The organism is Mangrovicella endophytica, assembly GCF_002893625.1.
In the GTDB taxonomy this organism is placed as follows: domain Bacteria; phylum Pseudomonadota; class Alphaproteobacteria; order Rhizobiales; family Rhizobiaceae; genus Mangrovicella; species Mangrovicella endophytica.
Genome location: NZ_PKMZ01000007.1, coordinates 87292 through 98255, shown reverse-complemented (window position 1 = coordinate 98255; position 10964 = coordinate 87292). Strand labels below are relative to the sequence as shown.

At 65.2% G+C, this 10964-nt stretch carries 10 protein-coding genes; 1 reads left to right on the top strand and 9 read right to left on the bottom strand.

The features are described from left to right. Positions 1-28: 28 nt before the first annotated feature. The 6 genes from C0R46_RS15280 to C0R46_RS15255 all read right to left on the bottom strand — a co-directional run bounded on the left by C0R46_RS15280 (position 29) and on the right by C0R46_RS15255 (position 5875). Positions 29-817 carry an SDR family oxidoreductase gene (locus tag C0R46_RS15280; protein WP_102960583.1) on the bottom strand — a complete coding sequence of 263 codons (789 nt, stop codon included), beginning with the start codon at positions 815-817 and terminating at the stop codon, positions 29-31. Between the two features lie 45 nt (positions 818-862). Continuing rightward, positions 863-1573, bottom strand: coding sequence for an ABC transporter ATP-binding protein (locus C0R46_RS15275; protein WP_102960526.1), 711 nt, complete (start codon positions 1571-1573; stop codon positions 863-865). Further along, entirely contained in the window at positions 1570-2322 is a 753-nt protein-coding gene (locus tag C0R46_RS15270) for an ABC transporter ATP-binding protein (protein ID WP_198598366.1), read from the bottom strand. The genes C0R46_RS15275 and C0R46_RS15270 overlap by 4 nt, the downstream gene beginning before the upstream one ends. Before the next feature lie 14 nt (positions 2323-2336). Continuing rightward, complete coding sequence (locus tag C0R46_RS15265; protein WP_102960524.1) at positions 2337-3626, bottom strand: ABC transporter permease subunit; 1290 nt, start codon at positions 3624-3626, stop codon at positions 2337-2339. Between the two features lies 1 nt (position 3627). Continuing rightward, positions 3628-4569 (bottom strand): branched-chain amino acid ABC transporter permease, encoded by a 942-nt coding sequence (locus tag C0R46_RS15260; RefSeq protein ID WP_102960523.1) that lies wholly within the window; start codon positions 4567-4569, stop codon positions 3628-3630. Positions 4570-4642: 73 nt separating this feature from the next. Further along, on the bottom strand, positions 4643-5875 hold the full coding sequence (locus C0R46_RS15255; RefSeq protein ID WP_425349893.1) for a branched-chain amino acid ABC transporter substrate-binding protein: 1233 nt from the start codon (positions 5873-5875) through the stop codon (positions 4643-4645). A gap of 422 nt (positions 5876-6297) precedes the next feature. On the opposite strand from C0R46_RS15255, the gene C0R46_RS15250 reads away from it, so the two are divergent. Next, positions 6298-8238 (top strand): helix-turn-helix domain-containing protein, encoded by a 1941-nt coding sequence (locus tag C0R46_RS15250; protein ID WP_198598356.1) that lies wholly within the window; start codon positions 6298-6300, stop codon positions 8236-8238. A 287-nt stretch (positions 8239-8525) separates the two neighbouring features. On the opposite strand, the gene kce is transcribed toward C0R46_RS15250, so the two are convergent. The 3 genes from kce to C0R46_RS15235 are packed head-to-tail and all read right to left on the bottom strand — an operon-like array spanning position 8526 to position 10944. Beyond that, entirely contained in the window at positions 8526-9458 is a 933-nt protein-coding gene (kce, locus tag C0R46_RS15245) for a 3,5-dioxohexanoate:acetyl-CoA acetone transferase (RefSeq protein ID WP_102960520.1), read from the bottom strand. Then, a complete protein-coding gene (locus tag C0R46_RS15240) occupies positions 9458-10420 on the bottom strand; it encodes a 3-hydroxyacyl-CoA dehydrogenase NAD-binding domain-containing protein (RefSeq protein ID WP_102960519.1) in 963 nt (320 codons plus the stop codon). Before C0R46_RS15240 ends, kce begins: the two co-directional genes overlap by 1 nt. Next, entirely contained in the window at positions 10417-10944 is a 528-nt protein-coding gene (locus C0R46_RS15235) for a cupin domain-containing protein (protein WP_102960518.1), read from the bottom strand. The genes C0R46_RS15240 and C0R46_RS15235 overlap by 4 nt, the downstream gene beginning before the upstream one ends. Positions 10945-10964 lie beyond the last annotated feature (20 nt).

The following is a 10964-nucleotide window of genomic DNA, read 5'->3' as shown; positions in this document are numbered from 1 at the left end:
AAGAAACCGCCCCGCCGGCCTGCGGCCCTCAGAGATACTCGACGTTCCCGCAGACGCCGATGGACTGCCCCGAGATGTTGGCGCCTGCGGGCGAGCTCAAGAACAAGGCCGTCAGCGCGACGTCGTCGGGGTCGACCATCCGGCGAAGCGAGATGCTGGATAGGTAGTCTTCCTCCACCGCGGCGACCGTCCGGCCCGAGGCTTCGGCCCTTGCGCTGATCACCTTGTCCATGCGCGCGCCCCGGACGACGCCGGGCAGGATCGCGTTCACGCGGACCCCATCCGGTCCCATTTCCTTTGCGAGGGTCGCGGTCAATCCGACGATCCCCCATTTGGAGGCGGAATAGGGCGAGCGCATCGCATAGCCGAAGCGCCCGGCGACCGACGAGATGTTGATGATCGCGGCGTCATCGCTGCGTTTGAGCAGTGCGGCTGCCCGGCGCGTGACAAGCAGCTGGCCCACGAGGTCGATCTCGATCGTGCGGCGGATATCGTCCGTCGACAGTGTCTCGATCGGTCCCGTCGGTCCGGCAATGCCGGCATTGTTCACCAGCACGTCCAGCCCGCCGAACGCATGCTCCACGCCGTCGAACAGGCGATCGACCGCCTCTGGATCCGACACGTCGGCGACAAGGCATTGAGCATCCGGGTGCTCGGCCTTGAACCTCTCCAGGGCGGCCGCGTCGACGTCACAGATCGCGAGTTTCGCGCCGGCCTCCAGAAATGCCGCCGCGATCGCGGCGCCGATCCCCGATGCGCCCGCCGTCACGAGCACTCTCAAGCCCTTTCGAGGCCGCAGTCTGTCCAGATAGGTCACGATGTCTCTCTTTTCTGTCAGCGGCCCTGGGCGGACCTGCATCCCTCAGGCGACTTCGAGCCAGCGGCGCCGAATGTCCGGCTTCTCCGCAAGGTCCTCGGGCGTGCCGCGGAACACCAGCTCGCCGTGCCCCATGACCATGACTTCGCGGGCGACTTTCAGGGCGATGGTCAGCTTCTGCTCGACCAGCACCACGGCGACACCCCTGCGGCCGATGTCGAGGATCACCTCCATGACGACCTCGACGATCTTCGGCGCGAGGCCCTCGGTCGGCTCGTCGATCAGGAGCACACGCGGGTTGCCGAGGAGGGAGCGGCAGATCGTCAGCATCTGCTGCTCGCCGCCCGAGAGATAGCCGGCGCGAATGGCGCGCCGCTCCTTCAGGCGGGGGAAATAGTCGTACATCTCCGCGACCGACCAGCGATGCGCCCCCGGCGCACCCTTCTGCACTCCCATGGCGAGGTTCTCCTCGACCGTGAGATTGGGGAAGATCAGCCGTTCTTCGGGGACGTAGCCGATGCCTTTGCGGCAGATGTCGAAAGGCCGCCGGCCGCAGAGCTGCCACCCATCCAGCGTCACCGTGCCGGCGGTGGGCGGCACCAGCCCCATCATCGCCTTCAGCAGCGTCGAGCGGCCCGATCCGTTGCGGCCGAGCAGCGACACGATGGCAGCCTCGGGCACCTCCATGTCGATGCCGTGGAGGATATGGCTCTTGCCGTAATGGGCGTGGAAACCCTTCACCTCGAGCAGGCTCATGACGCCTCCTTGCCGAGATAGGCTTCCTGGACATCGCGGTTGGCGCTGATGCACTCGGGCGTGTCGGTGGCGAGGATCGAGCCGTAGACCAGCACCGAGACCCGGTCGCAGAGGCTGAAGACCACGCTCATGTCGTGCTCGACCATGAGCAGCGTCTTGCCTTGCGTGACCGAGCGGATGAGGGCCACTGCCTCGGCGGTCTCTTCGCGCGACATGCCGGCGGTCGGCTCGTCCAGCAGGATGACGTCGGCGCCGGTGGTCAGCGTCATGCCGATCTCCAGCGCCCGCTGCTCCGAATAGGTCAGGTCCCCGGCGAGATCTGCGCCGCGCGCCGCGAGCCCTACCCGCTCGAGCACATCGGCGGTTTCTTCGTTCACACGCCGCATCCGTGCGATCGACCGGAAGAGACCGTAGCGCACGCCGTGGCGCGCCAGGACGCCGATCCGCAGATTCTCGAACACGCTCAGGCGATGGAAGATGTTGGTGATCTGGAAGGATCGCGCCAGTCCGGCGCGGTTGATACGGTATGGCGAGAGTCCGGCGATGCTGCGTCCGTTGAGCCTGATGTCGCCGGACGAAGGCGGGAACATCCCCGAGATCAGGTTGAAGAGCGTTGACTTGCCCGCACCGTTCGGACCGATCACCGCATGGCGCTCGCCGGGGCGGATGTCGAGATCAACACCCTGGATCACCTCGATCGGGCCGAACGACTTGGTGACGGAGGCGAGCCGCAGCGCCGGTTCCTCCATTGTGGTCGCGGCACTCATGCCGTCCCTCCCGCAGGTTCGGGCGTTGCGGCCGCCAGTGCCTCCGTCCGGCCCATGCGGTTCCAGAAGCCGGCGATCGATCGGCGGGCGCGCACGAGGACGGCACCGCCCGCGCCGATGAGGATCAGAGGCAGGAGCCAGGTGAGAATGCCGGCCGGATCCCAGCTGACGCCGAAGAGGTCATAGCGCGGCAGGCTACCTCCGGCATCGCGCATGCGAACCGCATAGCCCTCGCCGAAAAGGACCGCGACGGTCTCGGTGAGGTAGACGACACCGGCCGCGACCAGAAGGCCGCCGACCAGCGCCAAGGCATAGGGCCCCGCCAGACGCGACCAGTCCAACTGCCGCCGATGACGGGCGTGATACGCGATCACGCCACCGATCCCGGTCGGGGCATAGAGCATCACGAGGACGAAGATCAGCCCCTGATAGAAGACCCAGGACCGGGTGAGATCGGAGACGAGGAAGGCGAAGAGCGTGAAGGCCGCGGCCCCGAAGACCGGGCCGAAGAAGACGGTCGAGCCGCCGACGAAGGTCTGCAGCACCACCTGGGCGGAGACGTCGGTCGCAAAGAGCGAGTAGTTCGCCGTCTCGTTCGAGATCGCCAGCAGCGCACCGGCGACACCCGAGGCCATCGCCGACACGGCGAAGACGATCACCTTGGCGGCGTGAGCGTTGTAGCCCAGGAACTGCACCCGCTGCTCGTTGTCCCGCAGGGCCAGGGTCAGCCGGCCGAAGGGCGTGCGCGTATAGGCCCACAGCGCCAGGCCGCAGGTCAGCACCCAGCCAAGCGTCAGATAATAGACCTCGATCAGCGAGCCGAAGATGATCCCCTGCCAGGGCATGCGCATCGAGGAGACGCCGGACTCGCCGCCGAACAGACCTTGAAGATGCGGGGCGAGCGAATGGAAGAGTTCGGCGATGGCGAGCGTCACCAGGGCGAAATAGACGCCGGAGCGCATCGTGGCGAAATAGCCGGCGACGATGCCGACGAGGAGCCCGGCCGCCGCCCCGGCCAATGGCACAAGCGGGGTCGGGAAGGCGAGCCCGTCTTCGATCGCGATCATCAGATGCAGCGCGGCGAAGGCGCCGATGCCGAAATAGGCGGCATGGCCGAAGGAGAGCAGCCCCGCTTGACCGATGAGCAGGTTGAAGGCCAGCGCGAAGAGGCTGGCGATCAGGACGTTCACCAGCGCGTTCTGCCATGCGATTCCGAGAAAGGGTGGCACGGCGATCGCAAGGGCCAGGATGGCAACGAGGATCGAGATGTTGCGCATCGAAGCCATCTCAGTTGCGCTCGCCCATGAGCCCCGCGGGCCTGACCAGAAGGACGATCAGCATCAGGGCGAAGGGAATGGTGGCGCTGACCGACGAGAGCTTGAGGGTCATCAGCCCGCCGAGGGATCGCGCCCAGTCCCCCAGCCCGACGAGGCCGAACAGACCGGCAAGCGACCAGTCGAGGCCCACCGCGAAGGAAGAGAAGAGCCCGATCAGCAGCGAGGCCAGGAGCGAACCCTTCAGCGAACCGAGCCCGCCCACGACGACGACCACGAAGACGATCACGCCAAGCTCGAGGCCCATATTGGGATTGGTCGGGTAGAAGGCCCCTGCGACCGCCCCGGCGAGGCCGGCCAGCGCGGCGCCGGTTCCGAAGACGAACATGAAGACCATCGGGATGTTGTGCCCGAGCGCCTCGGCCATGGCGGGAAGCCGTTCGGCGGCGCGGACCACGATCCCGGTACGAGTGCGGGTCAGAAGCAGCCAGAGAACTGCGAACATGACAACCGCCACGCCGCCGATGAAGAGACGATAGAAGGGATAGTCCGAGCCGAAGATGCTGAAGGCGGAGAATCGAAGGTCTGCCGGCATCTGGTAGTCCACCGGAAAGTCGCCGAAGAAGAGCTTGATCAGTTCCTCGATGATCAACGCCAGGCCGAAGGTCAGAAGCAGTTCGTGCGCGTGGCCATGAGCGTGGACCCGCGGCAACAGGAAGCGCTCCACGGCCATGCCGACGAGGCCGACGACGATGGGCGCAACGACGAGCCCGGTCCAGAAGCCGAAGATCGAGGAGACTGCATAGGCCACATAGGCGCCCAGCATGTAGAAGGAGGCGTGGGCGAAGTTGAGCACGCCCATCATGCCGAAGATCAGCGTCAGACCGGCGGAGACCATGAACAGCAACAGGCCGTAGGTCACGCCGTTCAGCGCGGAGATGATCGCAAATTCCATCGTGGCTACCGGGCTGGGGACGTCAGGCGGGCCCGGCCGGCTCCAAGCGTCGGCCGGACCTTCGGGGCGGAGCTTATTGCTCCGGCCGCTCCATCTGGCAGCTCTCCTGCACCGGATAGATCGCCTCCTCTGCCGGAACGATCTTCACCGTCTCGAAGCCCATGTCGGTATTGTCCGCGGGATATTTTGCATTCTCGGCGACCTTCGACACCACAACCGGGCGGATGGTCTGGTGGTCCTCCTTGCGGACCGAGACCGGACCCACGGGTGTCTCGTAGGTCGTATTCTCCAGCGCCAGCGCGATCTGCGTCACGCTGATCTCGCCCCCCTTGAAGTCGAGCGTGCCCAGCGCCTGCTGCAGCTGGGCAAGGGCAAAGGCGGAGTGACCTTCCACGAAGATCGGATAGTGCCCGGTTGCCTGTTTGTAGGCCTCCGGAAAGGCGTCGGTCTTGGCGGCCGCGTTGTCGTAGTTGTTGGCGATGTAGTGCCCGAGCGCGGTTTTCCCCGCATTGGCGATGTTGCCCGGCTGGTCGAGGAAGGCCGTCGCGAAGGTCACGTCGAGCCCGGCGTCGCCCGTCGCCTTCATCAGGAGCAGGAGGTCGTTAGACCAGTTGCCGGTGAAGACGGTGTTCGGGGCGGCGGCCTTGATCCGCGCGACGAAGGGCGCGAAATCCTGGATCTTGTTCACGTCGTGCAGAACCTCGTCGATGACCTCGTAGCCCCCTTTCTCGGCCGAGGCCTTCACCGCCGCCTGCATGTCCTGGCCCCAGGAGTAGTTCTGGTTGATCGAATAGACCTTGGTGCCGAGGTCACCGGACTCCTTCATCGCGCTCACCAGGGCATTCACGCGCATCGGCGCCGTGGTGGTGAAGCGGAAGTGGTAGAACTGGCACTTGTCGCCGGTCAGTTCCATCGCCTCGCCCCCGAGATTGATGAACATGACCTCCTTGCCGGTGTTGCGGATGTTGTGCTTGCGCACGTCTTCGGTGAGCTGTCCGGCAATGGCCGACGAGGCGCCCTGGAAGATGATGTCGACGCCGTCCGCGACCGCTTGGCGGAACTTGTCGGCCGCCTCGGGCGCACCGCCGGCATTGTCGTATTCGGTGACCTGGACTGGCTCGCCATTGAAGCCGCCGGCCTTGTTGATCTGGTCGACGCCGTATTCCACCGCCGTCGCATAGAGCCGGCCGGTCGAGGTCTGAGAGCCCGAGAGACTTTCGATGATCCCGATCTTCAGGGGTTCGGCGTGAACTGCCGGGGCAGCCGCGACCAGGGCGCCGGCAGCGGTGAACGTCATCATCGCGATGTGTTTCATGTGATCCTCCTCACGTCTATTCCCTGCTGTCGCGGTCCCGTTGGCCCTCCCGGCCGAGCTGCGGCCGAGGGTCCGGTCCCGGCACGCCGGCGGCGCCGCGCAGCTCCCTGCGTCGGAGCACAAAGGCCGCGGCATCTCCCAATGCCGGCCTCGTCGACGCCCCCCCCTAGCGATCGGCTCGCTACCCACTAAGCGCGCGAGCGACCGCCGCCGTGGCAGTTCTGGTCGAGGTTCTCCCACCGCGGTCGGCAAGCAGCCGGTCCGCTTCTTGACGATGATTGATCGTGCCACGTGCAATCCTGAGTGGATATGTGTGATTGCTACAGCCGGAGGCTCGATATAGGTGCTGGAGCCACCACGGAGCCGCGTGAGCAAGGCTCGTCCGGGTCAGTGGCTGGATGCGAGGAGATGCCATGCAACCTGCCGGGATGCTGTCGATCACCGCTGATCTCCTGCAACGCCTCGCCAGCGGCGCTGCCGACGCCGAGACGAACGCGTTGCTGGCGAGGCTGAGGAGCGAAGGGGAACACTCGGACGATCCGCTGGCGGCGGAACGACTGCTCGGTCAACTGGCCGCACAGGTGCGATATGCACGTGAATCCGCCCTCGCAGATCGCGGGCTCAACCTCCTGATCGAGACGGCCCATGACCTGACGAGTACGCTGTCGCTGCAGGATCTCCTGCGCAAGATCGTCAGCCGCGCTCGCAGTCTCGTCAGCGCCGACATCGCCTGGCTGACCATCCGCGACGAACAGGCAGGCATTTTCCGCAACCTTGCCGCGGAAGGTCACCTGTCGCCCGGCACGGCGATGATGACGTCGCAATTCGATCGCGGCGCAGTCAGCGTGATCATGAATACGAAGACCTTCTTCACCACGTCGCACTATCTGTCCGACGACCGGTTCACCCATTCACCGGCTCTCGATCGTCAGTTCAGGATCGAGAACATCGAGTCGCTGGCGGGTCTTCCCGCATTTTCCGGCGACACGGTGCAGGGACTTCTGTTCGTAGCGGATCGCTACAGCCGGCAGTATTCCGGGCGCGAGATATCGGTGCTCGGCTCATTCGCCCAGCATGCGGGCATGGCAATGCGCAACGCCCGGACCTTTGAACGCCTGTCCGAAGCGCTTGAGGAGACCGAGCGCAATCGCAGCGCCCTCGAACGCCACGTCAAACGTGTCGAGGACTCCGCACAGACGCATGACGAGATGATGTCGCTTCTGGCACAAGGGGCCGACCTGTCGACCTTCATGCGCCGTATGGCCGGTCATATCGGCGGATCGATCCAGTATCTGGACAGTGCCTTGACCATCCGCCACGAGGTGACGGCGGACACATATGACGGATCGTTCAGCGAAGAGCTGCGGCAGGGCCGGCTGGATCGGGCGGAGATACTGTCCGCCTTGGTGCGTTCACGCCAGAACGGCCGTTCCGTGCTTCTGCGCGAAGACGGGAGCGAGCGCTGCCTCGTTCTTGCCCTTCACGGTGGTGACCTGCGCGGCGACTGCCTGATCGTCTGTCACACCGGCCGCATCGACGAGATCCATCTGCGCAATCTCGAACGCAGCGCCGTCGCCTTGTCGATCGCGCAATTGTGGACCGAACGGCGGGAGACGGAGCGTCTGGTCGCCTCGTCCACCCTGCTTCGACATCTTGTCTTGGTCTCGCCGACGGACGCTTCCACGCTCGCTTCGGCGCGTGACCGCCTCGGCCTCGGCATGCAGCAGCCGGTGCGGCTCGCCCTCGTCGTCCTGTCCGGTATGGAACGGGAGGAGCAGACCGCCCGGATCCGGAAAGCCGGCGAGCGCCTCAACATCCTGCTCGATCTCATCGACGGCGCCTATCTCGCCATCGGGCCGGTGGGGCAGGTCGACAGGCTGGTGGAAACGCTGAGCCGGCGGACGGACTGCGTGCAGATCGGCGGTCTCGTTTCGAAGCCCTATGGCGATCTTGCGGAAAGCCCGGGCCATTATTCCAGGCTCGGCAACGCCTTGCGCACGATGGAGAAGATCGCGCCCTTCCACCGCTTCATCGAGGAGGGCGACGTCAATCTGTTCGCGCGGCTGTTCGAGACCAGCGACCCCCGCCGCATCCAGGAGTTCGTCCGCAACACCCTGATGCCGATCACCACGCGCGATCCCCGCGACAGGGCTCAGTTGAAGGCGACGCTCTTGTGCTTCTTCGACTGCCAGTTCAACAGCGCCCGCGCCGCCGAAGAGCTGGATATCCACGTCAATACGGTGCGCCGGCGCCTCGAGACCCTTCGAGAGGTCACCGGCGGCTGGGACGATCCGATATCCGCACTCGAGCTGCATGTGGCTCTCAAGCTCGACAGGATCATCTCGACCCCGTGACGAGCCCCGACCACTCGTTTTCTCGCCAGAGCCTTTCAGGGTCAGATGGAAGCGGTTCTGTTTCTCCGCTGGCGAGGCGTTCCGGCAGGAGAGACGTGCCGGTCGATGCTGGTGCATCGGCCAAGGGGCTCGACGCACCGGGCGCCCGCCAGCGGAAACCCGGCCCGCCTGTTTGCCTCTGGCAAACGGCAGCCAGGAGAACCCATCGATCATCCCGCGCCACCGGCGCGGGATGATCGATGGGCCGGGCAGAACGCTTCCAGCTGACCGTGAAAGGCTCTAGGAGGTCACAGAGCGACGCGGTCCTTTCCCTTCAAGGCGAGCATCTGCCGGGCGTCGTCCGGCGTTGCGATCTCCAGATCGAGATCTTCGATGATGGCGCGGATCTTGGTCACCTGCTGGGCATTGGATTCGGCCAGAACGCCGCGCGAAATGTAGAGACTGTCTTCGAGGCCGACGCGTACGTGCCCCTGGCGCGCGGCAGCATGGGCTGCGAACGGCATCTGATGCCGGCCTGCCGCCAGCACCGACCATTCATAGGCGTCGCCGAAGAGCCGGTCGGCCGTCTCCTTCATGAAGAACAGGTTCTGCCATTCGGCGCCGATGCCGCCGAGGATGCCGAAGATCGTCTGGACCAGGAACGGCGGCTCGATGACCTTGCGGTCCAGCAAGTGAGCCAGATTGTAGAGGTGGCCGACATCGTAGCATTCGTGCTCGAAACGGGTGCCGTGCTCCTTGCCGAGCGTTTCGACGATGCCCTCGATGTCCTCGAATGTGTTGCGGAAAACACCGCGCTTGGTGCCCCTGAGATAGACCTGCTCCCAATCATGCTGCCAGTCGATCCCTCTCTCGGCCAGGGGATGGATCGCGAAGTTCATCGATCCCATGTTGAGCGAGCACATTTCGGGCTTGAAGCGCAGCGGTCCCCTCAGGCGCTCGTCGAGAGTCATCTGAAGGCCCCCGCCGGTCGTCAGGTTGATGACTGCGTCGCAGGCCTCGTGGATCTTCGGCAGGAACTGGGCATAGACGTCTGGGTCCGCCGCCGGCGCACCCGTCTGCGGATCGCGCGCGTGAAGATGCAGGATCGCGGCTCCAGCCTGCGCCGCCTCGGTTGCGGACGTCGCGATCGCGTCCGGTGTGAAGGGAAGATGCGGCGACATGGACGGCGTGTGGATGCCGCCGGTGATCGCGCAGCTGATGATGACTTTCTTGGCACACATTACGGCTGATCTTTCCTGGCAGAGGCTTTCGCGGCGAGGACGGCCCGGAGGCGGGTGTCGCGCTCTTTCGCAAGATCACGGATGTGGCGATGGGCGTAGGCGCGTTCGACCGCGTCGGTGACCCGGCTCTGCAGCATCGCGTCGGGCCGAGGCGTGCCGAGGTTGTTCCACAGCTTTTCCTGCATCGGCGCGAACATGTCCCAGAACCCTCGCATCCCCTTGTCGCCGCCTGCAAGCCGATAGGTCAGAAGCGGCCCCATGAGCGCCCAACGCGTGCCCGGTCCTTCGCTGATGGCGCGATCGATATCCTCCGCCGAGGCGACACCGCTGTCGAGCAGGTGAATGGCCTCGCGGAAGATGGCCGCCTGCATCCGGTTCGCGATGTGACCGTAGATCTCCTTCTGCAGCCGGACCGGCGCTTTGCCGATTTGCCTGTAGAAGCGCTCGGCCTTCGCAAGATAGGCCTCCTCGGTTTTCTCGCCACCGACCACCTCGACCAGCGGAACGAGGTGTGGCGGGTTGAACGGATGTCCGAGGACTACGCGCTGCGGCCGCCCGCAGGCGCTTTGCATGTCGGTGACGGACAGGGCCGAGGAACTCGACGCGATGACGACATCCGGCCCCGCCGCCGCATCGATCCGGCGGATCAGGTCGACTTTGAGCTCCAGCCGTTCGGCAGCGTTCTCCTGGACGAAATCAGCGTTGCGGCAGGCCTCCGCCGGGTCGGTCGTGAAATGCAGTGCGCCCCGCTTGCCTCTGTCGAGCAGAGCATCCGGGAGCGACGGCCAGAGCCGTTCGATCGTGTCTCGCAATCGTGCCTCGGCGCCATCGCGGATATCGCTGGCGATCACATCCAGGCCGTGCGCCAGGATGAGACAGGCCCAGCTCGCGCCGATGATCCCGGTCCCGACGATCGCGACGGTTCTGACCTCGACCTCGTCCGGCTCCTCGGCCCCGCTCATGTCCCGCTCGCATCCACGAGCACCGCCATCAGAAGCGCATCCTCGGTTCCGCGGTTGACCCATGCGTGGTTCGTTCCCCGCTGGATGACGACGTCGAACGGCTTCAGATCCCGCTCTTCCTTGTCGAGAACCAGGGTGATCTCGCCTGACAGCAGCATGATGTAATCGGTCGTGTCCGTCACATGCATCGATTCATGGCGCGACGTGTCCGGCTGGATGTGGCCGCCATTCATCGCGGTGAACCAGTCCCGCGCTTCCTTCTGACGCTCCTCCCAGGTGAGATGATCGTTCTGGCTGTCAGGCGCGATCTGGAAGAACCGGAAGACCGTTCCGCCCTTCGGCGGCAGGACGCCGACGGACCGGCGCGCCATGTCGACCGGCGACTTGTGATCGTGAGGCCCGGGTTCAGTGACCCAGAGTTCCGTCAGCACCGTGATGACATGCTCGGCGATGCCGTCGATCATCACCTCGGATTTGCCGTTCTCGTCGTTCTGCGTGACGATCCGCCGGACTTGCTTGAGCATGGTGGCCTCCCTTCGCTCCC

Coding starts and splice junctions, on each gene's coding strand:
- C0R46_RS15275 (WP_102960526.1), bottom strand. CDS start 1,573: ATGAGCCTGCTCGAGGTGAAGGGTTTCCACGCCCATTACGGCAAGAGC.
- C0R46_RS15270 (WP_198598366.1), bottom strand. CDS start 2,322: ATGGAGGAACCGGCGCTGCGGCTCGCCTCCGTCACCAAGTCGTTCGGC.
- C0R46_RS15265 (WP_102960524.1), bottom strand. CDS start 3,626: ATGGCTTCGATGCGCAACATCTCGATCCTCGTTGCCATCCTGGCCCTT.
- C0R46_RS15260 (WP_102960523.1), bottom strand. CDS start 4,569: ATGGAATTTGCGATCATCTCCGCGCTGAACGGCGTGACCTACGGCCTG.
- C0R46_RS15250 (WP_198598356.1), top strand. CDS start 6,298: ATGCAACCTGCCGGGATGCTGTCGATCACCGCTGATCTCCTGCAACGC.
- kce (WP_102960520.1), bottom strand. CDS start 9,458: ATGTGTGCCAAGAAAGTCATCATCAGCTGCGCGATCACCGGCGGCATC.
- C0R46_RS15240 (WP_102960519.1), bottom strand. CDS start 10,420: ATGAGCGGGGCCGAGGAGCCGGACGAGGTCGAGGTCAGAACCGTCGCG.
- C0R46_RS15235 (WP_102960518.1), bottom strand. CDS start 10,944: ATGCTCAAGCAAGTCCGGCGGATCGTCACGCAGAACGACGAGAACGGC.